The sequence below is a fragment of the Streptomyces sp. NBC_01320 genome, from assembly GCF_035974375.1.
Classification (GTDB): domain Bacteria; phylum Actinomycetota; class Actinomycetes; order Streptomycetales; family Streptomycetaceae; genus Streptomyces; species Streptomyces yanii.
This window is the reverse complement of record NZ_CP108390.1, coordinates 736,991-763,098: the sequence shown is the minus strand read 5'-3', so window position 1 is coordinate 763,098 and position 26,108 is coordinate 736,991. Positions and strand designations below refer to the sequence as shown.

The 26,108-nt window shown below is 69.5% G+C and carries 25 protein-coding genes and 3 pseudogenes; 15 read left to right on the top strand and 13 right to left on the bottom strand.

The features are described from left to right. Positions 1-7: 7 nt before the first annotated feature. From OG395_RS03950 to OG395_RS03915, 8 genes are all read right to left on the bottom strand, one after another. Complete coding sequence (locus OG395_RS03950) at positions 8-877, bottom strand: SMP-30/gluconolactonase/LRE family protein (protein WP_327241617.1); 870 nt, start codon at positions 875-877, stop codon at positions 8-10. After that, on the bottom strand, positions 874-1,521 hold the full coding sequence (locus tag OG395_RS03945) for a bifunctional 4-hydroxy-2-oxoglutarate aldolase/2-dehydro-3-deoxy-phosphogluconate aldolase (protein WP_327241616.1): 648 nt from the start codon (positions 1,519-1,521) through the stop codon (positions 874-876). The genes OG395_RS03950 and OG395_RS03945 overlap by 4 nt, the downstream gene beginning before the upstream one ends. Continuing rightward, positions 1,509-2,375 carry a hypothetical protein gene (locus OG395_RS03940; RefSeq protein ID WP_327241615.1) on the bottom strand — a complete coding sequence of 289 codons (867 nt, stop codon included), beginning with the start codon at positions 2,373-2,375 and terminating at the stop codon, positions 1,509-1,511. The genes OG395_RS03945 and OG395_RS03940 overlap by 13 nt, the downstream gene beginning before the upstream one ends. Further along, entirely contained in the window at positions 2,372-3,517 is a 1,146-nt protein-coding gene (dgoD, locus tag OG395_RS03935; protein WP_327241614.1) for a galactonate dehydratase, read from the bottom strand. The genes OG395_RS03940 and dgoD overlap by 4 nt, the downstream gene beginning before the upstream one ends. Then, positions 3,514-4,257, bottom strand: a complete 744-nt coding sequence (locus tag OG395_RS03930; RefSeq protein ID WP_327241613.1) for a FadR/GntR family transcriptional regulator — start codon at positions 4,255-4,257, stop codon at positions 3,514-3,516. Before OG395_RS03930 ends, dgoD begins: the two co-directional genes overlap by 4 nt. Positions 4,258-4,297: 40 nt before the next feature. Further along, complete coding sequence (locus tag OG395_RS03925) at positions 4,298-5,056, bottom strand: SDR family NAD(P)-dependent oxidoreductase (RefSeq protein WP_327241612.1); 759 nt, start codon at positions 5,054-5,056, stop codon at positions 4,298-4,300. Continuing rightward, positions 5,053-5,292: a twin-arginine translocation signal domain-containing protein gene (locus OG395_RS03920; protein ID WP_327241611.1), complete on the bottom strand. Its 240-nt coding sequence runs from the start codon at positions 5,290-5,292 to the stop codon at positions 5,053-5,055. The genes OG395_RS03925 and OG395_RS03920 overlap by 4 nt, the downstream gene beginning before the upstream one ends. 425 nt (positions 5,293-5,717) lie before the next feature. Then, a complete protein-coding gene (locus tag OG395_RS03915; RefSeq protein WP_327241610.1) occupies positions 5,718-7,865 on the bottom strand; it encodes a right-handed parallel beta-helix repeat-containing protein in 2,148 nt (715 codons plus the stop codon). Positions 7,866-8,165: 300 nt separating this feature from the next. On the opposite strand from OG395_RS03915, the gene OG395_RS03910 reads away from it, so the two are divergent. The 12 genes and pseudogenes from OG395_RS03910 to OG395_RS03855 form a co-directional block, all read left to right on the top strand. Then, positions 8,166-9,428, top strand: coding sequence for an ABC transporter substrate-binding protein (locus OG395_RS03910; protein ID WP_327241609.1), 1,263 nt, complete (start codon positions 8,166-8,168; stop codon positions 9,426-9,428). A gap of 124 nt (positions 9,429-9,552) precedes the next feature. Further along, positions 9,553-10,395, top strand: coding sequence for a carbohydrate ABC transporter permease (locus OG395_RS03905; protein ID WP_327241608.1), 843 nt, complete (start codon positions 9,553-9,555; stop codon positions 10,393-10,395). After that, the gene (locus tag OG395_RS03900) at positions 10,392-11,228 is read left to right on the top strand and encodes a carbohydrate ABC transporter permease (RefSeq protein WP_327241607.1); all 837 of its coding nucleotides are present in this window, start codon (positions 10,392-10,394) and stop codon (positions 11,226-11,228) included. Before OG395_RS03905 ends, OG395_RS03900 begins: the two co-directional genes overlap by 4 nt. Positions 11,229-11,230: 2 nt before the next feature. Then, positions 11,231-13,174, top strand: coding sequence for a hypothetical protein (locus OG395_RS03895; protein WP_327241606.1), 1,944 nt, complete (start codon positions 11,231-11,233; stop codon positions 13,172-13,174). Between the two features lies 1 nt (position 13,175). Continuing rightward, positions 13,176-13,964 carry a ribonuclease activity regulator RraA gene (locus tag OG395_RS03890; protein ID WP_327241605.1) on the top strand — a complete coding sequence of 263 codons (789 nt, stop codon included), beginning with the start codon at positions 13,176-13,178 and terminating at the stop codon, positions 13,962-13,964. Continuing rightward, positions 13,961-14,899: an aldo/keto reductase gene (locus OG395_RS03885; RefSeq protein ID WP_327241604.1), complete on the top strand. Its 939-nt coding sequence runs from the start codon at positions 13,961-13,963 to the stop codon at positions 14,897-14,899. The genes OG395_RS03890 and OG395_RS03885 overlap by 4 nt, the downstream gene beginning before the upstream one ends. Next, positions 14,896-15,777 carry an amidohydrolase family protein gene (locus OG395_RS03880; RefSeq protein ID WP_327241603.1) on the top strand — a complete coding sequence of 294 codons (882 nt, stop codon included), beginning with the start codon at positions 14,896-14,898 and terminating at the stop codon, positions 15,775-15,777. The genes OG395_RS03885 and OG395_RS03880 overlap by 4 nt, the downstream gene beginning before the upstream one ends. Further along, positions 15,777-16,457 (top strand): GntR family transcriptional regulator, encoded by a 681-nt coding sequence (locus OG395_RS03875; protein WP_327241602.1) that lies wholly within the window; start codon positions 15,777-15,779, stop codon positions 16,455-16,457. The genes OG395_RS03880 and OG395_RS03875 overlap by 1 nt, the downstream gene beginning before the upstream one ends. 102 nt (positions 16,458-16,559) lie before the next feature. Further along, the gene (locus OG395_RS03870; RefSeq protein WP_327241601.1) at positions 16,560-17,591 is read left to right on the top strand and encodes an NAD-dependent epimerase/dehydratase family protein; all 1,032 of its coding nucleotides are present in this window, start codon (positions 16,560-16,562) and stop codon (positions 17,589-17,591) included. A gap of 72 nt (positions 17,592-17,663) precedes the next feature. After that, positions 17,664-18,626, top strand: coding sequence for a 5-dehydro-4-deoxyglucarate dehydratase (locus OG395_RS03865; protein WP_327241600.1), 963 nt, complete (start codon positions 17,664-17,666; stop codon positions 18,624-18,626). A gap of 29 nt (positions 18,627-18,655) precedes the next feature. Continuing rightward, positions 18,656-19,942 (top strand): glucarate dehydratase family protein, encoded by a 1,287-nt coding sequence (locus OG395_RS03860; protein ID WP_327241599.1) that lies wholly within the window; start codon positions 18,656-18,658, stop codon positions 19,940-19,942. Between the two features lie 139 nt (positions 19,943-20,081). Beyond that, positions 20,082-20,639 (top strand): annotated as a pseudogene (locus OG395_RS03855) (peptide-N4-asparagine amidase); the annotation flags it as partial. A gap of 48 nt (positions 20,640-20,687) precedes the next feature. Here the strand turns inward: OG395_RS03855 and OG395_RS03850 are convergent. From OG395_RS03850 to OG395_RS03840, 3 genes and pseudogenes are all read right to left on the bottom strand, one after another. Next, positions 20,688-20,873 carry a hypothetical protein gene (locus OG395_RS03850; RefSeq protein ID WP_326791727.1) on the bottom strand — a complete coding sequence of 62 codons (186 nt, stop codon included), beginning with the start codon at positions 20,871-20,873 and terminating at the stop codon, positions 20,688-20,690. Positions 20,874-20,896: 23 nt separating this feature from the next. Further along, positions 20,897-21,385, bottom strand: a complete 489-nt coding sequence (locus OG395_RS03845) for a hypothetical protein (RefSeq protein ID WP_327241598.1) — start codon at positions 21,383-21,385, stop codon at positions 20,897-20,899. Then, positions 21,382-22,473 (bottom strand): annotated as a pseudogene (locus tag OG395_RS03840) (integrase core domain-containing protein). The gene OG395_RS03845 and the pseudogene OG395_RS03840 overlap by 4 nt, the downstream one beginning before the upstream one ends. Positions 22,474-22,753: 280 nt before the next feature. Here OG395_RS03840 and OG395_RS03835 point away from each other — a divergent pair. Next, a pseudogene (locus tag OG395_RS03835) lies at positions 22,754-22,906 on the top strand (GNAT family N-acetyltransferase); the annotation flags it as partial. Between the two features lie 182 nt (positions 22,907-23,088). On the opposite strand, the gene OG395_RS03830 reads toward OG395_RS03835, so the two are convergent. Further along, positions 23,089-23,661: a dihydrofolate reductase family protein gene (locus OG395_RS03830; protein ID WP_327241597.1), complete on the bottom strand. Its 573-nt coding sequence runs from the start codon at positions 23,659-23,661 to the stop codon at positions 23,089-23,091. A gap of 372 nt (positions 23,662-24,033) precedes the next feature. Further along, on the bottom strand, positions 24,034-24,315 hold the full coding sequence (locus OG395_RS03825) for a hypothetical protein (protein ID WP_327249246.1): 282 nt from the start codon (positions 24,313-24,315) through the stop codon (positions 24,034-24,036). A 173-nt stretch (positions 24,316-24,488) separates the two neighbouring features. Here OG395_RS03825 and OG395_RS03820 point away from each other — a divergent pair, with 173 nt between their 5' ends. Both OG395_RS03820 and OG395_RS03815 read left to right on the top strand, forming a co-directional pair. Continuing rightward, positions 24,489-24,998 carry a hypothetical protein gene (locus tag OG395_RS03820; RefSeq protein WP_327241596.1) on the top strand — a complete coding sequence of 170 codons (510 nt, stop codon included), beginning with the start codon at positions 24,489-24,491 and terminating at the stop codon, positions 24,996-24,998. Positions 24,999-25,122: 124 nt separating this feature from the next. Continuing rightward, the gene (locus tag OG395_RS03815) at positions 25,123-26,088 is read left to right on the top strand and encodes a DNA-processing protein DprA (protein WP_327241595.1); all 966 of its coding nucleotides are present in this window, start codon (positions 25,123-25,125) and stop codon (positions 26,086-26,088) included. Positions 26,089-26,108: the final 20 nt, after the last annotated feature.

Sequence of the window (26,108 nt, the reverse complement as noted above, 5' to 3'; positions counted from 1 at the left end):
ATCGCCGTCACTCGGTTCTCCCGAGGTGGTAGGTACACGTGGGCAGGCCCCGGACGCCGACCCGGGTGGTGAAGACCGCACCGTCCAGCGGTCCGGGTGCAGCGAGACCGTGCCGCGCGCTGGTGACGTACAGGCTGTCCCCGTCGAGGCACAGCCCGGCGGGCTGCGTCGCAGGAATTCGGATCTGCCGCTCCAAGGTGCCGTCGGCGCGGTAGCGGTGGACGGTGCCGGTGCCCCAGACCGCAGTCCACAGGGCGCCCTCGGCGTCCACCGTCATACCGTCGGGGCTGCCGCGGTCGAAGGCGGCGAAAGTGTCCGGCGTACCCGGCAGCCCGGTGTCCGGGTCGACCGGGTACCGGCGGACGATGCCCTTGGCGCTCTCGGCGAGGTACATCACGGTGCCGTCCGCACAGAATGCCGGGCCGTTGGGAACGGTGAGGCCGTCCAGCACCCGGATCACAGTGCCCTCGTGGTCGACACGGTAGAGGGAGCCCGAACCGTCCTCGGCGTCGTAGGCCATGCTGCCCGCCCAGAACCTGCCGTACGGATCGGCGGTCGCGTCGCTCATCCGCATGGCTGTGGCGGCCCCGTCCTCGGGGCGCGCGAGCCACTCGGTCCGCCCGTGCGCGGTGATCAGGCAGACACCGGTTCCGGCGGCCGCGATCCAGGTGCCGGGGCGTGCGTGGACGGGGGAGACCGCGCCCAGGGGCACGGACAGCCGGGCGAGTTGCGTCAGCGGAGCTGAGCGGTCCGCGGGTCCGGCCAGCAGCCGCCCGGTGAGGATGTCGACGAGGACGATGCCGTTGTCGACCGCGCGTATTCCTTCACCGAGCCCGAGCCGGTCCTGCCAGCAGACGGCCGGTGTGCCGGCGGTCATCGGCCGGCGTCCGCGGGGGCGGCGGCGCGTACGGCGTTGCGGAAGGCGCGCGCCCGCTCGCGGAGTGCTTCGAGGCTGCCGCCGTCGGCCGCGTCGCTGACCAGCGGCGAGCCGACACCCACCGCGGTAGCCCCGTGCGCGAGACAGGTCCCGGCCGCGTCGGCGTCCACCCCCCCGACCGGAACGAACGGCGCGTCCGGGAACGGGCCCTGCAGTGCCCTCAGATATCCGAGGCCACCGGCCTGCGCCGCGGGAAAGATCTTGAACGCGTCCGCACCGAGCCGCCGTGCGGCGACGATGTCGGTGGGGGTGATCACCCCCGCGAGGACGGGCAGCCCGAGGCGCTCGGCCTCCGTGACGGCCTCGCAGACGGCAGGGGTGACGACGAAGCCGGCTCCCGCGTCGCGAACCGCGTGTGCGTCCTCGGCGGTGAGGGCGGTGCCCGCACCGAGCGGTGCACCGGGGCCCAGCGCGGCGCGGGCCCGGCGGATGACGTCGAGTGCGTCTTTTCCGCTGAGAGAGACCTCGATGAGCGGGAGGTGCTCCTCCGCCAGGGTCAGTACCGTCCTGAGCGCGGCGTCCGCGTCGTCGCCGCGCACAATGGCGACGATCCGGTGGGTGCGCAGCGCGGTCAGCAGATCCACGTGCGAGTCCCCTTCCCTGTCTGTGTTTCTGTTGCTGTGTCTGTTGCTGTATCTGTTTCTGGCGCTGCTTCCGCGGTCACGGTCAGACGCCAGCGGACCTCGCCGCTGCGCGGGACGCACGCGGCGTCCCCGTCCTGCGCGGCAGCCAGATCGAAGACCCGGCCGAGCATGGGCTCGACCCCGATGGACCGGTACGGCTCCTGCTCGGGGAAGCCGCCCAGATTGCGCCAGAGCGCTACGGACACCGGCTGGCCTTCGGCCTCGACGGCCATGCGCAACGTGGCCGCGCCGTCGTGGACGTACACCTGGGAGGTGTCGACGATGGCGCCGACGGCCGTCCCGTCATCCGGCCCGAGCCGGTCGAGTCCCTCCGTCCGCCCGGGCTGCGACGGCCAGGAGCAGGGGGTCCACCGGGCGGCGCTGTCGGGATAGAAGCGGGTCGGCGTGCCGTCCCTGATCCCGATGCGGGCCTCCTCCGAGAGATCGAGCAGCGCGTGGGCGGCCCACAGGAAGCGGTAGCCGGGTTCGGCCGTGAGCCGGTAGTCGACGACTGCACGGCCGCCGTCGCTGCGAATCCGGCGACTGAGCCGGAAGTCGGCGCAGTCGACGGACTCGGTGCCGCCGGCCCGCTGCCAGGGCCGGGCCCAGGCAGCGCCGTGGTCGGGTGTGCCGCGTACGGTCGGGACGCATTCCTCCAGTCCACCGGCGTCGGCGAAGGCGTCGCCGGGAACGGCACCGGGGCGGCGTGGCTCGTCGCGGTGCCAGAGCCATTCGCGGCCGGCCGCACGCAGGGACGTCCACCGTCCGCCGTGGGCCGGGTCGGTCTCGATGCCGAGGGGGGTCACCGTGCTCACCACTCGGCGAAGGCGCCGTCGTCGTGCCGCCACACCGGGTTGCGCCAGGCATGTCCTGTCCGGTCGGCCGCGCGTACGGCGTTCTCGTCGACGGTGATGCCGAGCCCCGGCAGGTCCGTTCGCCGGGCCTGCCCGCCGTCGAAGCGGAACGGGTCGGTGTCGACGACGTACGACAGCAGGTCGGCGTCCTTGTTGTAGTGGATGCCCCGGCTCTGCTCCTGGATGAGGAAGTTCGGGGTGGAGAAGGCGACCTGGAGACTGGCGGCGAGGGCGATGGGGCCGAGGGGACAGTGCGGGGCGAGCTGCGCCCCGTAGGTCTCGGCGAGCGAGGCGATGCGGTGCACCTCCGAGATGCCACCGGCGTGCGAGAGGTCCGGCTGGGCGACCGCGATGCCGGCCGTGAGGGCGGGCAGGAACTCGGCGCGTCCGTAGAGCCGTTCACCGGTGGCGATGGGTACGGAGGTGGCGCCGACGAGCGAGGGCAGCAGGTGCCCCTGTTCGGGAAGGAGGGGTTCCTCCACGAACAGCGGGTGCAGGGGCTCGATGGCGTGCAGAATCCGGCGGGCGCCGGCCGGCCCGAACCTGCCGTGCATGTCGACGGCGACATCGCGGCCGGGGCCGAGCACCTCGCGGGCGGCGGCCACCCGGTCGACGACGGCGGCGGTCTCGGCGGGGGTGGCGAGGGGTGAGGTACGGCCCGCCGCGTTCATCTTGACGGCGGTGAACCCGGCCTCGACCTGGGCGCTGATCTCCTCGGCGAGCTGGGCGGGTTCGTCGCCGCCGACCCAGGCGTAGACCCGTACCTCGTCGCGGACCGGGCCGCCGAGCAGGGCGTGGACGGGGGCGCCGTAGGTCTTCCCCGCGATGTCCCACAGGGCCTGGTCGATGCCGGCGACGGCGCTGGAGAGTATCGGGCCGCCCCGGTAGAAGCCGCCCTTGCTGAGTACCTGCCAATGGTCCTGGATGCGCAGCGGATCCTGGCCGATCAGGTATTCGGCGAGGACGTCGACGGCGGCGCGGACGGCCTCCGCCCGGCCCTCGACCACGGGTTCGCCCCAGCCGACGACGCCTTCGTCGGTCTCGATCCGGCAGAACAGCCAGCGGGGCGGTACGAGAAAGGTCTCGATACGCGTGATCTTCACAGGGCCCCGGTCCCCTCGTCGGCGGCCGGTCGGCTGCCGTGCACCCGGTCGAGGTCGCGTACGGCCTGGTCGAGCAGGGCCCGCATGGCGCGTTCGGCGGCGGCCGGGTCCTGGTCGCGTACGGCGTCCAGGACGGCACGGTGGCTGGGTACGGGGTCCTCGCCGTACAGCGAGCTGTGCACGATCTCGTCGCGGTGCGCGAGGCCGGACTCGATGACCATCTCCATGCGTTCCAGCAGCTCGTTGTGGGTGGCCGCGAGGAGCGCGCGGTGGAAGGCGAGGTCCGCCTCGACCGCGTGGGCCGCGCCACCCTCCTGCTCGCCCATCGCGGTGAGGGCCGCTTCGAGTGCGTCGAGGTCGGTGCCGGTGCGGCGTTCGGCGGCCAGCCGGACGGCGGCCGGCTCGATGATGCCGCGCACTTCGCCGAGATTACGCAGCAGCCTGAGGTCGGTGCCGGATCCGGTGCCGCCCGCGAACTGCCAGCGCAGGACGTCCGCATCCAGGAGGTTCCAGTCGGAGCGGGCTCTGACGAAGGTTCCGCGCTTCTGGCGGGCGCCGACCATCCCCTTGGCCGCGAGCACCTTCAGCGATTCCCGCAGGGCGGTCAGGCTGACGTCCAGCTCGCCCTGCAGCGCCACGAGGTCGAGTGTCGCCCTCTCGGGGATCTCGCCGCTCAGCACCCGGCGCGCAAGAGTCTCCACGGTCTGGCCGTGCACCCCGCGGCGCGCGTATGGCGTCATGTCTGTGTGCCTTTCTGATGTGCGATGGGTACGGCGGCGATCAGGCCGAGGCCTTGACGACGGACCAGCCGCCGTCCACGAGCAGGCTCGATCCGGTGATGTAGGACGCCTCGTCGGCGGCGAGGAACGCGATGGCCGCCGCTGCCTCCTGGGGAGTTCCGAAACGCTGTGCAGCGGTCTCGGTGACACTCTTTCTGCGGTCCTCCTCCGAGACCCGGTCCCATGCCGCGGTGAGGATGGGACCCGGCAGTACGGCGTTGACCCGCACCTCGGGTCCGTACTCCACCGCAAGTTGTCCGCACAGGGAGAGCAGTGCCCCCTTGGACGCCGCGTAGGCGGAGTGTCCGGGGATGCCCTTGTGGGCGTGGACCGAGGAGGTGAGCACCGCGGCGCCGCGGCGTTCGCGCAGGTCGGGCAGTACGGCCCGGAAGCCGAGGAACGCTCCTGTGAGGTTCACCGCGAGTTGGCGCTCCCACGAGGCGACGGTCATCTCGTGTGCGGGGGTGACATCGACCGTGAAGGCGTTGCTCACCAGGACGGAGACGGAGCCGAAGGTGTGCGCCGCCGAGACGATCCGTTCCCAGTCGCCCTCGTCCGCAACGTCCGCGCGGACGAAGAGGGCCCGACCGCCCTGTGCGCGGATGCCGGCGGCGACGCTCTCGCCGGGGTCCGCGGCGATGTCGGCGAGGATCACCGCGGCGCCTTCCGCGGCGAGCCGTTCGGCGGTGGCCGCGCCGATGCCCGAGGCGGCTCCGGTGACCACGGCCACCTTTTCGGCGAAGCGGGTGTTTCCGTTCATGGGGCGGGGTCGACTCCTCGGGTGGTGAAGCTGTCGGCGATTCTGCTGGCGGTGCCGTCGGGCGGTTGGCTACTGCCTGACCAGTACGACGGGTTGGACTGCAGGGTGACCGCACCGCCGACGGCCCCCTTCTCGCTCGTCGACGGCGAGGCGACGCAGCCGCTCATCAGTGCGGTGGCTCCGACGGCCGCGGAGCCCACCAGAAAGGTGCGGCGGCTCTGTGCTGTGGTGTTCATGGGACTCCGTATGCGCGCCCACGGAACGGGGCCTGGCCTCCTGACCCTGATGGGCGGGCCCTCGCTCGGCTGGTACAGCTTGACGGGGCAACCGAGCCACCGTCAAGATTAATTAATAATTATCCCCTAGCTTTGACCAGGCTGGTTTCCTGCCCTGTGGCTCCCAGCCGTGCGGTTCACGTCAGAGCCCGCCCTGGCGGACGAGTCCGGCCACGCCATGGAACGCCGTGAGAACGGCACCGAACGGCCGTACTACGCACGTACTCCAGCACGCTGACCAGCGAGGTGACTTTTACCTTGTGGCCTGGTTCACGGGTAGGAGTCCCGGGCCGTGGCCGACGGCCGGTAAAGCCAGACGGCAAGCGGCCCGCCCGCCCAGCACATCCTCCGCACGGGGCGGGCGGGCCCTCTGCGTGTTCAGCAGGTCAGGAGAGCCCGATCCGGTTCATGGGTATCCGCTGGTAGCCGGGGAGCTGAGCGGCGATCTGGTCGTCGTTGCCCAGGGTCGGTTTCCCGTTGACGACTGTCACGACGCCAGGATCGGCAGTGAGTGTCAGGTTGTGGTCGACGGTTCCGTACGTGCGCGCGGACGGGGCGATGCTCAGCGCGGCGACGTTGTGGAGCGCGTTGTACTCGACGACGTTGTACTTCGGGTACGCCGGCTGGTCGTCGGCGATGTTCACGAGGTTCGGATAGCGCGACCGCCAGGGCTCTTCCTGGTAGGGAACGGCGGCCAGCATGTTGTACATCCCCCAGGCGCCACCGGGTGCAACGTTCGCCGCCGCCCAGTTGAGTCCTCGTTCGTCGAGCATCACTGAATGAGTGCACGACAGCATGATGTTGTTGGTGATGACGTTGTCCCGGCCGCCGCCGATCAGGAAGCCCATGTTGACCTTGTAGAAGATGTTGCCGAACATCGTCGTTCCGCAGAAGCAGTCGTCGAGGTAGACGCCCGAGGCGTAGAGGGATCCGGCGCTGCCCACGATGTCGTGCAGGAAGTTGTAGCGGATGACCGTGCCGCGTCCGGTCCAGTCCCGTCCCGCGTAGATGGCGCCGGCGTCGTTGGTCTGCTTCACCACATCGTTGATCTCGTTGTACTCGATCACGTGGTCGTTGCCGCGGAAGAGGATGGCGACGTGTGGCGCGTCGTAGATGTGGTTGTTGGCGGCGCGGTTTCCGACACCGGCGAGTTCGACCGCGGGGCTGTACGTTGCCTGGAGGCGGCTGTAGTCGTGGATCTCGTTGCCGACCGCCTCGTTGTGTGCCGGGGTGAGGGTGGGCCGGTCACCACCGGCGAGGGCGATGCCGCCCCGGCCGGTGGCGTGGATGTGGCAGCCGCGGACCTTGTTCCGCGATCCGCCGTGCGGGCCGGCCGCCGTACTCGCGTCGCCGATCGTGACCGCGCGACCGCCCAGGAGCCGCAGTGTGCAGTCCCGGACGGCGTTGGACACGCCGTCGGTGATGACGATGCCGTCGCCTCGCGCACCCTCGAATATCAGGTTCGAGAACGCCACGTTCGAGCAACCGTTGAGGACGGCCATCGGGTCGGCGAGCAGCGACAGCAGCACCGTCGCGCCGGACAGAGCGCTCGGCGGGTACAGGTACAGCTTCCCGGTGGCCCGGTCGAGGTACCACTCACCCGGCGAGTCGAGTTCCTCGAGGACGTTGTAGTAGTAGTAGCGCTGTCCTGCCTTGACGCTGTACATGCTGGCGGTCTTGGTGGAGATCGTCTGCGCTGCCGGGTCGATCGTCTTGACCTGAAGGTTGCCGTCGGCCCAGTCGTAGAACCAGTAGCCCTGCATCCACACGTCGCTGGTGTTGGTCCAGGTCGACGGCCGGGGGTCGGTGTACTTGAACGTGGCCCCCTTGGCAAATTCGGCGGCCATCTTGTCGGGGTCGCCGAGGACGCTGCGGGGGTTCCCGCCCGGGTCGATGACCTGGCCGACGGCGAGGAACCCGGTGCTCGGGTAACGGGCGAGGGTCATCGCCTTGCTGTTGAAGAACAGTTCGGGCGGGGTGACCGTGCGCGGCAGGCCGTATCCGGTCTGGAGTATCTGGCCGTAGTCGGTGATCCCGAGCGCCTTCAGGTCGAACTCGCGGACGATGTCGCGTGACCCGGCCGGGAGGCGGTTGCGTATCGCCTGGTCGCTGACCGGCTCGAAACCGGTAGCGGGCAGGTCCACGCCGCCGACGAGCCGGACCTGTTCGCCGTTGTAGGCGGCGTAGGTGACCGGCCGGCCCGGTGCACCGGAGTCCTGCGCTTCGAGGGTGAAGCTTCCCGTCCGCCGGTATGTGCCGCCCCGGAGGAAGACGGTCACCGGTTCCGTGGCACGGCCCGGCGCCCCCTGCCGCCAGGTCCGGATAACATCGCGTGCCTTCTCCAGCGTCGCGAGAGGCGCGGCCTGCGTGCCCCGGTTCGAGTCGTTCCCGTTCGTTGCCACGAAGAAGGACTTCTGGTCCTTGGGCCGGTCTCGCCGGTCACCGGTATCGGCGTAGGCCGGCCCGGCGATGAGGGCCGCCGACGCACCGGCCCCGGCGGCCCTGAGGAGATCGCGTCGAGAGAATCTGGACATGTCGTGCCTTTCGTAGGTGCCTACTGGAACCGGGCCCCCGGTTTGGGCGCATGGCGCCTCCCGGCCGAGCCCTCGTTGCACGATGCTCCGACTAATCGATAATCGCTGAGCGATAAGTAATGGGTCGGCGGTAGAGAGTGTCAAGGGGTCTTGCACAGACCGCTGAATGAAGTTGAGCCCCCCTCGCCCCACAGGTTGCGAAGAGGTAACGCTGCCGTTGACAGCTCTTGACCGCCGCCCTGCAGGTCCTCGATGGTGAGCACGCTATCGATAAGCGATTAGCGATCGAGGGAGCGTTCGATGGTTTCGGGTTCTCACCGGCGCCTGGTCAAGCTGGGTGCCATCGCTATATCCGCCGCACTGCTCACGGCCTGCTCGACCGGCAAAGACGCAGCAGGCGGCGGCGACACGAACATCCGCATGCTGGTCAACATCACCCCGGTGCTGACCAAGCAGGTCTACGAGGACCTGGTGGCGGGGTACGTCGCCAGTCACCCCGGGGTGAAGGTCACGATCGAGGCGCCCACCGGCAGGGGCATCGAGGACACGCTGAAGCAGCAGCTGGCCGCGGGCAGCCCGCCCGACATCCTCGCCGGCGGGCAGAACACGGCTCTCGCCGAACAGATGGAGCCGCTGCCCGACGAGCAGTGGGTGAAGGACGCACCGTTCGCGGAGGTGTCCAAGCTGGACGGCAAGGTGTGGATGGCCGGTACCGGCGTCCAGCTCCAGTCGCTGGTGTTCTACAACAAGGCTGCCTTCGCCAAGGCCGGTGTCACCGGGACGCCCAAGACGGTCGACGAGTTCACCGCCGCGCTGCGCAAGCTGAAGGGCGCCGGTTACACGCCGCTGCAGACCGGTGGTGAGTGGACCACCGGCGCGCAGGCCCTGATGATGGCCAACCCGAACGTGATGAACACCGAGCCGCAGTGGTACGCGAAGCGGAACAAGGGCTCCGTGACCTTCGCCGGCAGCAACTACGCCAAGTACCTGGGCGTCTACCAGTCCTGGATCAAGGACGGCCTGGTTCCCAAGGACGCCAACGGCATCAAGTACCAGGACATGATCAACAACTTCACGGCCGGCAAGTCGGCGACGATGGTGATGGGCAACTGGCTGGCGGCCTCGCTCGCCGAAGCGAAGCCGGGCATCGACGCGGGCGTGTTCCCCGTCCCCACGTTCGACGGCTCCACGCCGCCACAGGCGGCCAACCCGGCCATGCCGTACTCGGTGCTCAAGAGCTCCAAGCACGCGGACGCGGCAATAGACCTGGTGAAGTACCTGGTCAGCGACAAGAAGGCGATCACGAAGGCGCTGAGCGCGGAGGGCAACTTCCGTACCGGGTACAGCTACGAAGCCTCCCCGCTGACCAAGGACATCGCGAAGCTCCTCGACGAGGCCGGCGGCAAGACCGTGGCGATCGGCCCCGGACTGGGCGACAACTCCTCCCCGTCGGGCTTCCCCGCGGAGTTCAACACCCAGGTCCAGAGCATGTATCTCGGGACGACAGCCGATCAGGTGGCGGGTGCCATGGACAAGTGGTGGGCCGCGAATGCGCCCAAGTAACGTGACGCTTACCGCTCCTGGACCGTCGGACAACCCGCCGGCCCCCGGGCGCCCCCGTCACACTCACCACACTTCCCCGCGCCCGCTGCGCGCACGCGCCGCCCGCAGTCTGCCCAGCATCTTCATGGTCGGCCCCGCACTGGCGGCGATCGTGGCCTTCATCCTCATCCCCGTCGTGGTCGCCGGACGGCTCAGCCTCACCGACTGGGACGGTTTCTCCGACAACTCCGAATTCCTCGGCCTGGACAACTACGTTCAGCTGTTCCACGACCCGGACGTGGCGAGCGCGGCATACGTCACGCTCGTGATCGCGGTGGTCGGCACCGTGGCCTGCAACGTCCTCGGCCTGGGCCTCGCGGTCATGCTCAACGGCCAGGGGCGCGTCAAAGCGATGCTGCGGGGCTTGTTCTTCTACCCGCACGTGCTCGGCGCGGTCATCATCGGTTTCCTGTGGTCGGCCATACTGAGCAGCGAAGGAGCGGTCAACACCCTCCTGACCGCGGCACACCGCTCGAAGATCCCGTTCCTGTCCGATCCGCAGTGGGCGCTCGCAGCGGTCGTCTTCGTGGTGATCTGGTCGACGTTCGGGGTGAACGTGGTCCTCTACCTCGCCGGGCTGCAGACGATCCCTGAGTCGCTCCTGGAGGCGGCGCGCATCGACGGCGCCTCACGCTGGCAGACGTTCCGCCAGGTCGTGCTGCCGATGCTGGCACCCACGGTGACGATCAACGTGGTCCTCGTACTCGTCCAACTGCTGCGGGTCTACGACCTGGTACTGGCGATGACCGACGGTGGTCCGGCCGGCCACACGCAGACGTACGCGTACCTGGTCCTGTCGGAGTCGTTCCTGAACGGGAAGATCGGCTACGCCTCGGCCCAGAGCATCGTCCTCATGGTCGTCATCGCGGTGCTCGCCGTCGTGATCGTGGCGCTGCGCCAGCGCAGCGAGAAGGCGGTGGAACTGTGAACCGCAATGCAGGCAGCCGGGTCGGCTCGGTCATGCTCGGTCTCTTCGCACTGGTCATGCTGGCGCCGCTGTACCTCGTGATCGTCAACGCGTTCAAACCGGAGTCGGCGATCCGTCAACGGCCGTTCTCCGCCGACCCGGGCGCGCTGTCCACGGACTATCTCCGAGCGGCACTGTCGTCACCGGACTACAACATCATCAAGGCGTTCGGTGTGACGGTGATGTTCGTGGTCCTGGTCAACGCGCTGTCCCTGGCGCTGGCCGGTCCGGCCGCCTATGTCATCGCCCGGGGTACCCGCCCGTGGCACAAGGGGATGCTGCTGGTGTTCCTGGCCGGGCTGTTCATTCCCGGGCAGGTCCTGGTCATCCCGGTGATCTACGTGCTGCGCTTCACGGGCCTGATGGGCACGATCCCCGGATTCGTCCTGTACGAGGCGACGCTGACCCTGCCCCTGTCGATGTTCCTGTTCGTGGGCTACATCAAGTCCATCCCCCGGGAGCTCGACGAGGCGGCGCAGATCGACGGCGCGGGCCGGCTGCGCACCTTCTGGCAAGTGATCTTCCCGCTGATGCGGCCGGTCGTGGTCACCGCGATCGTCCTGCACACCATCGGGGTCTGGACGGACTTCGTGAACCCGCAGATCGTGCTGGGCCCGACGTCGGGCCTGTATACCGTGATGACCGGTGTGTACTCCGCGATCGGTCTGCACACCACCGACCTGTCCGTGGTCTACCCGACGCTGCTCCTGGCCATCGCACCGGTGCTGATCTTCTTCGTGATCATGCAACGCAAGATCGTCGGTGGCCTCACCGCCGGCGCGACGAAGGGGTGACCGTGGGTAAGCACATGGTGAGCGTGACGGCGTCCGTACCGGCCTGCGAACCGCCGGCCTGGGCCGTACTGCAACGACAGCTGTTCTCGGTGCTGGACGAGGCATGGCGGGTCTTCGAGGACCGGTACTGCCACCCCGACGGCGGTCTGCGCTTCGACGGGGAACTGAAAGGCCGTGACGGGGCGGACGACTTCTACGAACCGTTCTTCAACTGGCCGATGCTGTACATGCTCGGCGGGGCGGACGACCTGCTCGACGCCAGCAAGAAGCACTGGAACGGGATCACCCGGCAGCTTTCCGACGCCGGGTTCCTGGTCGACGAGTACGAGCGCGGGTACGACTGGTTCCACCAGGGCGAGTCGCTGCTGATGTTCTACGGGATCTGCGCGGCCGACCCGTCCGACGACACGTTCCGCCGGCGGGCGCTGCGCTTCGCCGACCTCTACCTGCCCACCTCGCCCGTCGGCAACGTCGACGGCTCGCAGCGGATCATTCGGGCCCCGCACACCGGGGCCGGCGGGCCGCGCCGGGGCGTGGACGACGCATGGGCGCAGGGGTTCGGCGCGGAACTGACCAACATGAAACCGTACGGCCTGCCCCTGGAGGATCTGCCCGGCATCGACACCTGGGACGACCTGGCCGACCCCGTCAACGCGCGGCGTATGGGCGAGGCGATGAACCGGCGGCTCGGCGACGGCGACGTCGCGGTGAACCTCGCCTCCACATCGCTGATCGCCAACGCGTGGCTGTACACGGGCGAGGACCGGTACCGCGACTGGCTCGTCGACTACGTGCAGGCCTGGCGGGACCGGGCCGCCGCCGCGGGCGGCGTCATCCCCGACAACGTGGGACCCTCCGGGGAGGTCGGTGAGCTGCACGACGGCCGCTGGTACGGCGGCCCGTACGGCTGGACCTGGCCGCACGGTCTGCACAGCGTCGGCGCGGTCGCGGTCATCGCTGCCATGAACGCCGCTCTGGTCACCGGCGACAACACGTGGTTCGACCTGGCCCGCGCCCCGCTGGACCGGGTGCTGGCCGAGGCGACGCGCGGGCCGGTTCGTGACGGTGACTCCAGCATGGCCGCGACCTGGCTCCAGCGCCTCGGGCCTGATGCCGACAGCGACCTGCAACTGGTGCCCTACCGGTACGGCCTGCACGGCTGGTTCGACCACCAGCCGCTGCAGATCGCCTTCCCGGCCTGGATCTGGTGGTGCTCCGGCGACCCGCAGGACCGGCAGCGGCTGGACCGCGTGGAGCGCGAATGCGGCTACGACTGGACGACCGTGCACGCCTTCCGCGACAAGGAGGAGGCCGGACACGAGGCGCCGTGGCTCGCCTACCTCGACGGTCGCAACCCCGACTACCCGGCCCGAGCCCTCGGCATGGCGCTGGGGCAGGTCGCCCGCAGGATGGCACTCGTCCGCGAGGATGCGACGACCACCCGCACCGATGACATCCACTGGTGGCAGCGGCTCAATCCCGTGGTGACCGAGATTCTGGTGCAGCTGACCACCGGCGCTCCCGCCGCCCCCTACAACGGGGGGCTCCAGCAGGCACGGGTGCGCTACTGGGACGCCGACCGCGGCCGTCCCGGCCTGCCGGCCGACGTCGCCGCCCTCGTCGAGGGCCTCGACGAGGCCCGAGTCGGCGTCCAGTTGGTCAACCTGAGCAATACGCGTGAGCGGCGTGTGGCCGTGCAGGCCGGCGCGTTCGCCGAGGACGGCATCGATCATGTCGTGGTGGATCAACTCGACAGCGGCTACCCCGGCCCGAACCGCGCCTACCGGGCCGACGAGCTCACGACCAGTACCCGGCGCATCGACGTGCACGACAACCACCTGCTGGTGATCCTGCCGCCCGGGACCCGGCTCGATCTGACCATGCAGGTGAGGCGCCGTCAGTTCACCCCGAGCCACCCGACGTTCGACCGATACCAGGAGAAGTAGAATGACGAACGATGAGCATGCCCAGCCAGTGTTTCCCCTTCCGGTGCGCGGCGACACATACCGGCGTGCCGATGCGGAGCTGGTGGATCAGATGGGCCAGGTGAGCAGCGCCACCGCGTGCGCGAAGCTCCATGGCCTGGGCATCAGGCGCACGTGGATGGAGGGGCCGCAGCCCCTCACGACCGGGCAGAAGATCGCCGGGTCGGCGTTGACGCTCCAGTTCATGCCACAGCGCGAGGACATAGCCAGCGGCCTGGCCCAGGAGGCCGTCGAACGCCAAACCGCCCTGTGGGCGGTCCTGGAGGCGGTACAGCCCGGCGACGTCCTCGTCATCCAGGCGTACGGGTCGGCGTTCAGCGGCTGCGTCGGCGACATGCTCGTCCGCTACTTCAAGCGCAAGGGCGGCGCCGGGATCGTCGTCGACGGTCGGATCCGGGACGCGCCGCGGGTCCGCGAGCTCGGCGTGCCGATCTGGTGCACCGGCACCACCCCGCACTACGCCTCCCAGTCGGAGCTGTTCCCCTGGGCGTACGACGTGCCGGTTGCCGCCGGAGGAGTGCTGTGCCTGCCCGGCGACATCGTGGTCGCCGACGACGACGGCGCCGTCGTCGTCCCCCAGGCGACCGCGCCGGAGGTGGTCGCCACGGCCCAGGACCACCAGGAGTGGGAGGTGTTCAGCCGGATGCGTCTCGACCAGGGCGCCCGGCTCGGCAACTACTACCCGCTGACGTCGGAGTCGCGCGCGGAGTACGAGCAGTGGCGCGACCAGCAGCGGGCGTCCCAGCGATGAACCGTGTCTCGGGCCCGGGTGTGCTGGGCCGTACCGGTCTCACGGTCGGCAGGCTCGGCCTGGGCTGCGCGCCCCTGGGCAACCTGTACGAGCCGGTTCCGGAGCAGGATGCCACCGGCACGGTGCGTGCCGCGCTGGCGGGCGGGACGCGCCTGTTCGACACCGCCCCCCGGTACGGCAACGGCGTGTCCGAACAGCGCCTCGGCCAAGTGCTGGCCGGGGTGCCCAGGTCGCAGGTCGTCGTCGCGACCAAGGTCGGATACCGTCTCACTGACGACGGGGCCGAGCCGGACTTCTCCTATGACGGCACCATGCGGTGCCTGGAGCAGAGCCTGACCCGGCTCGGCCTGGACCGCGTGGACATCGCGCACGTGCACGACCCCGACCACCATGAGCAGGAGGCCCTCACAGGGGCCTTCCGCGCCCTGGTCGACCTGCGGGAGCAGGGCGTGGTGTCGGCGGTGGGCGCGGGCATGAACCAGAGCGACATGCTGGAGCGGATCGTCGCGCGGGTCGACGTGGACTGCGTGCTGCTGGCCGGCCGGTACACCCTCCTCGACCAGGAAGCTCTGACGGGCCTGCTGCCTGGGTGCGAGGCTCGCGGTGTCGGGGTCGTCCTGGGCGGGGTGTACAACTCAGGCCTGCTGGCCGACCCGCGGCCCGGCGCGAGGTACGACTACCGGACAGCGGAGCCGTACCGGGTCGCCGCCGCGCTGGCCATCGAGGAGATCTGTGCCCGCCACGGGGTGCCGATGAAGGCGGCGGCCCTGCAGTTCGCGTGGGGGCATCCTGCCGTGTCCGCTCTGGTCGTCGGAGCCAGGACCGCCGATGAGGTGCGGGAGAACCTCGCCATGGCGCAGACCACCGTCCCCGCCGACCTGTGGGCGGAGCTGCGCGCAGCGGGACTGCTCCCACGGGAGGTGCCGACGCCGTGACCGCCATCGACGCACACGTCCACCTGTGGGACCCCAACCTGCACGACCATGCGTGGCTGCGGTCCGCAGGCGAACTGCATCGCCCCTTCCGTCTCGACGACCTCACCGCGGCCTCCGGAACGGTGACGGCTGTTGCCGTGCAGGCCGGGCGGACCGTGGACGAGGCCCGTTGGCTGCTGGGCCTGGCCGGGCGGTCCCCACGGCTCGCCGGCGTCGTCGTCTACGCGGATCTCGCCGACCCAGCCGCTGTGGACACGATCGACGCACTCCGCGCAGAGGACGGGGGTTCGGCGCTGGTCGGACTCCGTGATCCGGTCGGGGCCGGCGAGGGCGACCGCCTCGGCCTGCCCCAGGTGCGGCGCTCACTCGCGGCTCTCGGTGAGCGGGGCCTGGCCATGGACCTGCTGCTGGGCCACGGCACCCTGCGCGAGGCATACGCAGCGGCCAGGGACCTGCCGCAGGTGCGGTTCGTCGTCGACCACGCCGCCATCTCGGCCGTCGACGTGCGGCGCGAAGGCCTCAGCGAATGGGCCGTGCAGCTGACGCCACTGGGCCGACTGCCCAACGTGGTGTGCAAGCTGTCCGGACTCGGCAAGGCCACCGCCGAACCAGGCGGAGTGCGCCTGGACGCCGTGGCTCGGGTGATGCTCGACGTGTTCGGGCCGCACCGGCTGATGTTCGGTTCCGACTGGCCGGTCAGCACGCTGTGGTCGCCGTACGAGGACGTGGTCGGGGCCACGGCACGTGTGCTGGGTGGGTTGACCGCGGACGAAGCCGCCGCGGTGTGGGGCGGTACGGCCATCGGGGCCTACGGACTCGATCTGGCGGACACGCCCGCTATCGATAATAGAATGACGACGCGGCAGGGGGAGCACTGATGACTGGCCTGAACGATTTGCTCGAACAGAACAAGGGCTTGGCTTCCGGCGGGCTGCTGTCCGACCGGGTATACCGGCTGCTGCGCTCGGCCATCCTGAGCGGCGAGATGGTGCCCGACCAGCGGATCGTCGAATCCGACATCGCCAAGCGCCTGGGCATCAGCCAGGCCCCGGTGCGCGAGGCCGTCAAGCGGCTGGTCCACGAGAGCCTGGTCACTCACGTGCCGCGGCTGGGCAGCCGGGTCGCCCGCATCTCGACCGAGCAGGCCGAGCAGGCACGGGAGCTGCGCGGTCAGCTTGAGGAGTTCGCCGCCCGAGCCGCCGCCCAGCGCCGCGCCGAGGGCTACGTCGACCAGCTGAACGCCGTGATCGACGACATGCGGCGGGCGGCCCGGCAGGACGACCCGATCAGCTTCCGCGACAGCGACATGGCTTTCCACCGCCTCGTCTGCCAGGCCAGTGGCAACCACCTGCTCCCGCGGTTGTGGGAGGTGATGGAGCCCAGCCTCTGGGCCCTGCGCGTGGTCTCCGACCCGTTCTACACCGGCAGCCGCGACAAGCTGGTCGACGAACACGCACGCCTGCTCGACATGCTGGTGGGCGGCCGGGAAGAGGACGCCGCACAGGCCTTCCGCCTGCACGCGATCGGCGCGGCCCAGCTGGCGCAGCGCGACGAGTAGCCCGCCGGCTCGCACGCGGTAAGCGGCGCGATCCGTACCGCGACCGTGTTCACCAGTCACCGCGGTGGACGGTACGGGTCGCTATCGGCGTACGTCGAACCGGTGGGCGCGGGCAACGCGTTCGCCGGTGGGTACCTGTACGGCCCCCTCCTAGGGCTGACTGAGGTGGCCCGGCTACGGCTCGGTCACCTGGTCGCCGCCACGGCGCTGGGGCGTGACCGGGAAGTCGGGCCACTGCCGGCCATGGACGCCGCTCAGTCACGCATCGAACGACATCGGAGGTTCCGCATGACCCGGCAAGGCGCGCACGCCACCGGCTCCGACGACACCACCCGGATCCTGCTCACGGGCGCCGCGGGCAGGGTCGGCACGCAACTGCGGCCGTTGGCGGCACGGGAGGGCCGCACGCTGCGGCTTCTCGACATCACCACGCCGCCCGCCATCGAAGGGACCGGAGCGGAGGAGACCGTGATCGTCTCCCTCACCGACGCCGAGGCGCTGGCGGAGGCATGCCGGGGTGTCAGCGCGATCGTCCATCTCGGCGGCCAGAGCGTCGAGTCCACCCTGGACGACGTACTGGACCGCAACGTGCGCGGGACACTGAACGTCCTGGAGGCGGCCCGGCTGGCTGGTGTGCCCCGGGTCGTCCTCGCCTCCTCGGCACATGCTGTCGGCTTCCACCAGTACGACGGCACTCCGGTCGCCGCAGACGCACCGGCCCGCCCGGACACCCTCTACGGCTGGAGCAAGGCCGCGATCGAGTCCGCCGGGCAGCTCTACCACGACCGCTTCGGCATGGACATCATCTGCCTGCGAATCGGCAGCTGGTTCCCGAGGCCAGTCGGAATCCGCGGGCTGGCCACCTGGCTGTCACCGGCCGACGGGCACCGCCTCGTCGAAGCCTGCCTGAGCTGCCACGAACCCGGCTACCGGATCGTCTGGGGGGTCAGCCGCAACACCCGCGGCTGGGTGAGCCTGGCCGAAGGTGAGGCGATCGGCTACCACCCGCTCGACGACGCCGAGCAGTTCGCGCCCGAGGTGATCGCCCAGTACGGCACCCCGGACCCCGCCGACTTGACCGCAACCCGGCTCGGGGGCACCTGGTGCGCCAACCCCATGGGACAGGCCTGGTGACAGCAATCCGTTCCTGACAGTCGGACCGAGCACCTCCTCGGCCGACGCAACCCCTGAAGTGGAGATTTATCCATGAATACCGTGAAACACGAGGAACGAACGATGCGGCTCTCCGGACTGCTCTCCTTCCCTCTGACTCCCTTCGACGACGCCGACAAGGTCGACCTGGACGTCTTCGCCACCCACGTCGAGGCACAGATCGCTGCCGGCCCCAGCGGGCTGTTCGTGGCGTGCGGCACCGGAGAGTTCACCGCACTCGGGCTCGACGAGTACCGGCAGGTCGTGGCCACCGCCGTGACACAGGCCGCCGGACGCCTGCCCGTCTTCGCCGGGGCGGGCGGCGGCCCGCGGATCGCGCAGGAGTTCGCGCAAGCCGCGCAGGAATGCGGCGCCGACGGACTGCTGTTGCTGCCCCCCTACCTGCTGACATCCACCCCGCAGGGGCTGGTGCGCCACATCCGCTACGTCGCCGAGGCCACACCGCTGCCGATCATCGTCTACCAGCGGGCCAACGCAGTCCTCGATCCGGCCGCCGCGGTGGAACTGCTCGACATCCCGACCGTCATCGGCATCAAGGACGGCCGCGGCGACGTCGACGCGATGCTGCGCCTGGTCACCGCCGTACGCACCAGCGGACACCCCCGCGCCGCCGAGTTCGGGTTCCTCAACGGCCTGCCGACCGCAGAGCTCAGCGCGCGAGCCTACGCAGCGATCGGCGTCGAGAGCTACTCCTCGGCGGTGCACTGCTTCGCCCCCGACATCGCCACCGCGTTCCACCGGGCCGTGCGCGCCGGCGACGAGGAGGCGCAGCAAACCCTGCTGACCGAGTTCTACCTGCCGTTCGCTGCACTGCGCGACCGCGTGCCTGGCTACGCGGTTTCGCTGGTCAAGGCCGGTGCGCAGCTGGCCGGACTGGCCGTCGGCCCCGTCCGCCCGCCGCTGGTGGAGGCCACACCAGAACACCTCGCGCAACTCGCGACCATCGTGGACTGCGGACGCGCGGCAATCCACCGACTGAAGGAGCCCCGGGCATGACGACCGGTTTTCATACGAGGAGGGACCGCGTGGAGCTACAGAGCCCGTCAGGGCGCGCCACGATCATCGACGTCCGTATCACGCCCATTGCGTTCCCTGATCCGCCGTTGCTCAACGCCGTGGGCTGCCACGAGCCGTGGGCGTTGCGCGCGATCATCGAAGTCGACTGCGGGGACGGACTCGTCGGGCTCGGCGAGACATACGGCGACGCCACGCACCTGGCGGTGCTGCGTAGGGTGGCACCGTTGCTGATCGGGCTGGACCCGTTCCAGACCGAACACATCAAGTCCGTGGTGGATTCACTGCTCGGCACCGTCGACGCGCCGGCGGAGAAACTCGGTCCGGCCGGCGGCATGAGCCCGGAGAAGACGGCGCTGCGGGTCTTCTCCGCATTCGAGGTCGCCTGCCTCGACGTGCAGGGCCAGGCGATCGGCCGTCCGGTCCACGACCTCCTCGGCGGCCGGGTACGCGACGCGGTGCCGTTCTCGGCGTACCTGTTCTACAAGTGGGCGCAGCATCCGGGCGATGCCCCGGACCCCTACGGCGCTGCGCTCGACCCTGACGGGATCGTGGCGCAGGCCCGGACGATGGTGCAGACGTACGGCTTCCAGTCGATCAAGTTGAAGGGCGGTGTCTTCCACCCCGACGAGGAGCTCGACGCCATTCGCGCGCTGCGCGAGGAGTTCCCCGCGCTGCCGCTGCGAATCGATCCCAACGCCGCGTGGAGCGTCAAGACCTCCCGCCGGGTCGCCGCCGAGACACAAGGCCTGCTGGAGTATCTCGAAGACCCGACCGAGGGCCTGGCCGGCATGGCCGCCGTCGCCGAGACCGCCGGCATGCCACTGGCCACCAACATGTGCGTGGTCTCCTTCGACCACATTCCCGAGGCCGTCGATCGCGGCTCCGTTCAGGTCATCCTGTCCGATCACCACTACTGGGGCGGACTGCGGCAGTCTGTGCGCCTGGCGGGCATCTGCGAGACCTGGGGCCTTGGCATGTCTATGCACTCCAACAGCCATCTCGGCATCAGCCTCGCCGCGATGACCCACCTCGGCGCGGCACTGCCGCAGCTGTCCTACGCCGCCGACACCCACACGCCGTGGCAGCTGGGTGTCGACGTAGTAGAGCGCCCGCTGACCTTCGTCGACGGCGCCGTGCCGGTGCCGATGTCGCCAGGGCTCGGCGTGCGGCTGGACCGGGACGCGCTCGCCCGGCTGCATGAGAACTACCTGCGGCACGGGACCCCCGGACGCGACGACACGGGTTACATGCGCCGGTTCCACCCAGACTTCAACCCGACGAAGCCGCGGTGGTGACCGGGGACCCGGTCAGCCTCTCGGGGCACGCCTACTCTCGCCGACTCGCTCGGAGTCGGTGACCACGCATGGGTCGTGACAGCTCGTGTCGACACACGGAGGCTCGGGGACACGAGTGGCCGCGTCTGGCCCTCACAGCGACCTGGCCAACTCGACGACGGTCACGCCCGGTTCACTGAACCGGCTCGACACCAAGGGCGGCCACCGGCTGACCGTCGCCGGCTATGTCGAGACCTCGCATGGGCGCGTCGAGACCACCGTCTCGCGCACCCTCGCCAACACCTCCGTCCACCGCTGGACGGAGGACGAGAACACCGACGGGCTCACGGCCCGCTGGGACGACGACGAGACGGTGACCGTGGACGGCCGGGGCCCGGCGCGCGTCGCGCACACCCACCGCGTCTACACCATGGACGGCGAGACCACGATCGGCACGGACAACCGGCTGCGCACCGTCCTCACGCTCGGGGACCGCGCCGATACCTCGGTCGTACGCGCCGGCAAGCGCATCTCCTGGTCGCGGCTCGACGACACTTACACCGGCGACGCCACCTGGACGCTGGGTGTCCCGCGTGACCAGCGCCATGCCGTCGGCACGTCGAGCGAGCACTACCGGCTGGACGGGTCGGAAGGCTGCTACGACCGCACACTGCGGACCGAGCAGGGCACCCTGACGGAGGACCGTACGGGCTGCTGAAGTGACGCGGGGCCCTGCGCGCGCAGGGCCCCGCGTACCTCGCCGGAGCTATGCCGGCACACGGTCGTCCTGCCGCAGCGCGCCGCGTACGGTCAGATCGAAATGAGTGCGCAGTCGGCGTAGTTCCCACAGCGAGAGAAGCGTGACGGACAGCGGTGGCCCGACCAGGAACAGCCCGCGCACCCAAACCGGGGCGGCGACGGGCGCGCTGTCGAAGAGCTGGAAGACGAACATGGCCCACACCAGCACGGGCGAGATCAGCGGCGCAGTACCTTGTGCACATCGGCGGTACGGAAGACGTGGTGCACACACAGCACCGCCGCTGTGAGCACGAACGGCAGCCCGAAGAGAATCGACGCCAGCAGGGCCGGAATCAGCACGATCTGGAAGATGCCCGTCTGCGGCAACATCATCGCGTCGGTCATCAGGACCCACAGAATGAAGAGGGAGCCGAACAGCACCCCCATTCCCGTCGCCGGGCTGCTCAGGCGCCGCCGGTATACGGCTCGCACCGGCGGACGAGCGGCCAGCACGAACACGGTGAGCGCGATCGGCCCGACCACCAGCAACACACCGACGCTGCTGAGGACTTCCGTGAACTTGCCCCCGCGATGTCCCCCCGACTTCCGCAGCGGATAGCTGAAGATCAACCAGAGCGTCGCGACGAGTCCGATGACCGTGCGCGCCGCCTCGATACGGGTATCGGCGGCCTTGTAGGTGCCGAGAACCACATCCGTGCTGCTCACGCTGCATGTTGGTACTCGTGCAGGATGCCGCCGAGGCGGTCGCGTCGGTGGACGTCAAGGTGGACGAGCCGGTCGGGTTCGGTGATCGGTTCGGGCAGCCGGCGCAGGGGTGCGGCGCCGGCGAGGGTGCGGTGCGGGCGGTGCGCGTTGTAGAACGCCTCGTACTCGCGCAGGGCGTGCAGCAGGTGGGCATGGTCCCGGATCAGGGTGCGGTCGAGGAGTTCAGTCCGGCACGAGCGGATTCAGCGCTCCATGATCGCGTTCATGCGGGGCATTCTCACCCCGGTTTGCACGACCTTGATTCCCTCCTCGGCCAGGACGCCGTCGAAGCCGGCCGGGTAGCGCACGTCGCGGTCCCGGATCAGGTATTTGATCTTCGTTCCGGCGTCCTGGATATCCATGGCCAGGTTCCTCGCGAGTTGGGTGACCCATGCCGCGGTCGGGTGGGCGGTGACGCCAAGGACCCGCACGCGGCGGGTGGCGTGTTCGATCACCGCGAGGACGGTCAGGGTCGTTTTGGTGAGGGTCTTGGTCTCGAAGAAGTCGGCGGCCAGGATGGCGTCGGCCTGGGAACGCAGGAAGTCGGCCCAAGTCGTGTGCCCCTGTTCGGGTGCGGGCGGGATGCCGTGTTCCTTGAGGATGGTCCGCACGGTGGAAGCGGCGACCTTGATGCCGGGCGCGGCGAGTTCTCCGTGCACGGGCCTGTAGCCCCATTCCGGGTTCTCTCGCACGAGGCGCAGGACCAGGGCGCGGATGGAGCGGACGGTGCGGGGCCGGCCCCGGCGCTTGGGGCGGGAGGCCTTGGCGTGGCGTCGGCGCAGGAGCTCGCGGTGCCGGCGCAGCACAGTGTCAGCGCAGACGATCAAATGGATTTGACGAAGCCGCACCCGGGGGAGGCGGTGCAGCAGTGCGGCGAGCAGCGCCCGGTCGGGCCACGTCGGATGTGGCTTGCCTACCTGCCGCTGCAGCACGACGAGTTGGTGGCGCAGCGCCAGGATCTCCAGATCCTTCTCCCGCTCGCCCATCGGCAACAGCCGTATGAAGCTGAAGGCGGTCGACAGGGCGAGGTACGGCAGTCGCAACAGCACAGTTGAGCATCCTCGCAGTCGGTCCAGGCGTGCTCCAAGAAGCCCCTCCCCGCGCGAAAGGCTGACGCATCAGCTGCACACCGCTGACCCCGGATCAGGCCTGTGACCAGCACGGATGCAATATTCGGCACGTACAGGACCCTGGTGGTTAATTACTCAGCGTATCCAGGCACCGAAGGCGTCGAAGCGAGCGCACCCGCATTGCCGACAAACCAGACAGGATTCGGGACCCCACGACCCGCTGCTGTGACGCTGCGCCAATTAACCACCAGGATCGTACAGGGCTGCGCTGGCCACAGGCGCGACGGAGGTCGTGCTGTTTGTGGACTTGGCCAACCCCACCAGCAACGGCCTCTACCAGCGAATCGGGTACCTCCCGGTTACCGACTTCGCCGTGTACGACTTCTCGTATGCCGCGCCGGAAGTCAGTTAAGAACTCTGGCGGGTTCCGCGACGAGCACAGCGAACACCTCTGCCATCAGGGACTTCGCCGCCGACACCTCGCTGGGCTTCTTCAACGAACTTGTGGCGTAGGACACGCAGGTCGGTTCCGACGGGTGCCACGTCCGGGGGCGCGGTCGCTCCAGTCACGGCAGGGCGAGCGCGGGAGCATCGTCAGCGGACGACGTCGAAGACATTCTTCTGCAGGCCGTTGGCGTACGCCTCGTGCTCGACAAGCTTCAACTTCTGGGTGTCCTTGTCCGTGTCGCTGAACAGACGCTTGCCCGCGCCGAGCAGGAGTGGGAAGACGAGCAGGTGGTAACGGTCGATCAGGCCGGCGTCTGAAAGGTTCTGGTTGAGGGCGGCGCTGCCGTGGACGATGATCGGGCCGCCTTCGGTCTCCTTCAATGCGGCGATCTCGTCGAGCGAGCGCAGGATCGTGGTCTCGCCCCAGTTCGAAACCAGGTCGTCCTCGGTGAGGGTGGTGGAGACGACGTACTTCGGCATCACCTTGTAGTCGGCGAAGTCCTCCATGCCCGGCCACACCGGGCTGAATGCCTCGTAGCTGACTCGGCCCATCAGCATCGCGGTGGCTTGCTTCTGCTCCCGTCCTTTGATGTCGAATGCCTCGGGGAGGAACTCGACGCCCTTGAAGGTCCACCCCGAGTTCCGGTAACCGGGCTCGCCGCCCGGGGCCTCCACGACGCCGTCGAGCGAGACGAAGGCGGTGCTGATCAAGGTACGCATCTGAGGTCTCCTGGTGTCTCGTGGCTGGTTCTCAGCTGGTTCGGTCGATGCACGCTGCGACCGACCTCGCGGCCGCGGTGCACCAACTATCACTGAATGACTGCGGATCGCGGAAAAACTCATCGCTCATCGCCCCCCTCCCGGCGGTCTCGACCATCCGGATGGCGAGGTGTTCTTCCCGAAATGCACGGTGGCGCCTTTCGCGAAGCCCGCGCCGGAGATAGTGACCGAGTCGTTGGCCCTGCCACTGAAACGGATCGGGCTCCGCTGACCTGCTGGCCACGCAGAGGGCCCGCGCGACCGTGGTCGTCGCGCGGGCCTTCTGCGTCTGGCTTTACCGGGCGTCGGCCATGGCCCGGGACTCGCGCCTCGTCACCTGGAGGACGGGGAGGTGCCGTGCAGCTTCTCGAAAAGGAACTCGTGCTTGAGGAAGGACGTGCCGTACTCGTGCCCGGGAGCCGGCGGCAGGAGTTGTGCGGCCTGGAAGAGCCGCCAGCCGTCCTCCAGGGCCGCGACTCCGGTCGCGTAGGGCGGCTCGTCGCTGTCCCCGGTGGTCGGGCGGATGGTGCCCGTTCCGTCGTAGCGGGCCCATCCGACGACGTTCGAGTCGAGGGCAGAGTTGGCGAGATAGAGGACGAGAACCTGCTGCCTGATGTCTGTCATGCGTGGCTCCTGAGCTGGGGACGGTTGGTGACGCGGGTGATCCAGTAGTCAAGGTTCGCAGTTCCGGAATTCCGCGGGGGTTCCGTTGGCGATGTCGGAGCCGGGGACGGTCAGGCAGTGGTCGGATGCCGGGTTGAGCAGGGAACCCCTTCACCACCAACGACGTGACGGCGGCAGACTTCCTGACGACCAGCGGCCCCGGAGGAGCGGGGGAGGGGCCGTCGCTCTCCCTGACGGCGGCCATGGACCACTTTGCCGCCGCCGAGGAAGGCCCCGCCGCGCCCCAGACCTCGGAGCCAGCCACCGCCACTGCCCGCGTTGCCCATCCGGCGCCCCGCCCGGTTCCCGCAGGCAGGCGCTCATCCATGACCTCCTACAAGATCGCGCGGCAGGAGCACCTCGGCAGCATGCTCACCCACCTCCAGCAGGAGCGGTACCCCCTCGTCTGGCGCGGCGAGTACCTCGTTCCGGCCGGGAAGACAACGACCACCGCCTTGTGGTGGATTGCCCTGCCAGGACAAGTCGAGCAGTGGTACGACACCCGCGAGGCCGAGCGCCTGGTCAGCGGCATCTGTCTGGCGGTAGGGATCATCTGGGAACCGGTTGCCGCGCCCGGCGGGGCCACCCAGCTTGCCGAAGCCCTCGCACGCATGGAACAGCGGCGGCGCGCCTGAGAATCCGGCCCGGGCCACCCCCTTCCTGCCCGTACGCGGGCCGCGTACGCCATGATGGACGTGGCCCGAGTACGCCGTTTCATCCTTCGAACATCCCGGGGCCGCGAGTAGAAGGACACACCTGATGGACCTCGACATCACCGCTCACCAGCACGACCTGCTGACCCTGTGCGCGCTGCGCATCGGTGACGCCACCCTGGACTGGAGCCTGCTCGCCCGCGGCGCCCAGAGCCCCGACGGTCTGGCCGCCCTCCTGGACGGGCAGCTGCGCGAGGACTCGCGTGCCGCGACCAAGAACCGGCCCCTGCTGCAGCAGGGCCTGGCCGCCGGTCTCGATGCCGCCCGCGCCCGCGTTGACGACGAGCTGGCCGCGGCCGACAAGGCGGGCGCTCGTCTGGTCACCGTCCTCGACGAGGACTACCCGGCGAATCTGCGCGTGATCGGCAACCTCCCGCCGTTCCTCTTCTACCGTGGCGAGCTCGACCAGCGCGATGCCCGTTCCATCGCCGTCGTCGGCACCCGCCAGGCTTCCGAGGACGGACTGCGCCGGGCGGCCCGGATGGCACGCGAGCTCGTCGAACACGACGTCGTGATCGCCAGCGGCCTGGCCAAGGGCATCGACGCCGCCGCCCACCAGGCCACCCTCACCGCCGGAGGCCGGACTTTCGCCGTCATGGGCACCGGCATCGCCGCGCCCTTCTACCCGGCCGAGAACCGGCCGCTCGCCAAGGCCATCCTCACGGCCGGCGGCGCGCTGCTGAGCCAGTTCTGGCCTACCAGCCCCCCGGCGAAGTACACCTTCCCCCGCCGCAACGTCGTCACGAGCGGTACCACCCTGGGCAGCGTCGTCATCGAAGCCTCCAGCACTTCCGGCGCCAAGATGCAGGCACGCCTGGCCGCCGAGCACGGCAAGCTCGTCTTCCTGATCCGGTCCCTCGCCGACACCCAGCCCTGGGCCATGAAGATGCTCGATGAGGACCGCGCGATCCTGGTCACCGCCTCCAGCGACATCACCGACCGCCTCGGCCAAGCTGCCGACATCCAGCGCGCCGGACAACAGCGCCAGCAGCTCGCCCTGGCCGGCCTGTGACCGCAGGTCTCCCCGACCCT

Bases quoted from the DNA above. Each gene is read 5' to 3' on its own strand.
- OG395_RS03950 (WP_327241617.1), bottom strand. From the start codon at position 877: ATGACCGCCGGCACACCGGCCGTCTGCTGGCAGGACCGGCTCGGGCTC.
- OG395_RS03930 (WP_327241613.1), bottom strand. From the start codon at position 4,257: ATGACGCCATACGCGCGCCGCGGGGTGCACGGCCAGACCGTGGAGACT.
- OG395_RS03925 (WP_327241612.1), bottom strand. From the start codon at position 5,056: ATGAACGGAAACACCCGCTTCGCCGAAAAGGTGGCCGTGGTCACCGGA.
- OG395_RS03920 (WP_327241611.1), bottom strand. From the start codon at position 5,292: ATGAACACCACAGCACAGAGCCGCCGCACCTTTCTGGTGGGCTCCGCG.
- OG395_RS03915 (WP_327241610.1), bottom strand. From the start codon at position 7,865: ATGTCCAGATTCTCTCGACGCGATCTCCTCAGGGCCGCCGGGGCCGGT.
- OG395_RS03910 (WP_327241609.1), top strand. From the start codon at position 8,166: ATGGTTTCGGGTTCTCACCGGCGCCTGGTCAAGCTGGGTGCCATCGCT.
- OG395_RS03905 (WP_327241608.1), top strand. From the start codon at position 9,553: ATGGTCGGCCCCGCACTGGCGGCGATCGTGGCCTTCATCCTCATCCCC.
- OG395_RS03890 (WP_327241605.1), top strand. From the start codon at position 13,176: ATGACGAACGATGAGCATGCCCAGCCAGTGTTTCCCCTTCCGGTGCGC.
- OG395_RS03885 (WP_327241604.1), top strand. From the start codon at position 13,961: ATGAACCGTGTCTCGGGCCCGGGTGTGCTGGGCCGTACCGGTCTCACG.
- OG395_RS03875 (WP_327241602.1), top strand. From the start codon at position 15,777: ATGACTGGCCTGAACGATTTGCTCGAACAGAACAAGGGCTTGGCTTCC.
- OG395_RS03865 (WP_327241600.1), top strand. From the start codon at position 17,664: ATGAATACCGTGAAACACGAGGAACGAACGATGCGGCTCTCCGGACTG.
- OG395_RS03850 (WP_326791727.1), bottom strand. From the start codon at position 20,873: ATGTTCGTCTTCCAGCTCTTCGACAGCGCGCCCGTCGCCGCCCCGGTT.
- OG395_RS03830 (WP_327241597.1), bottom strand. From the start codon at position 23,661: ATGCGTACCTTGATCAGCACCGCCTTCGTCTCGCTCGACGGCGTCGTG.
- OG395_RS03815 (WP_327241595.1), top strand. From the start codon at position 25,123: ATGGACCTCGACATCACCGCTCACCAGCACGACCTGCTGACCCTGTGC.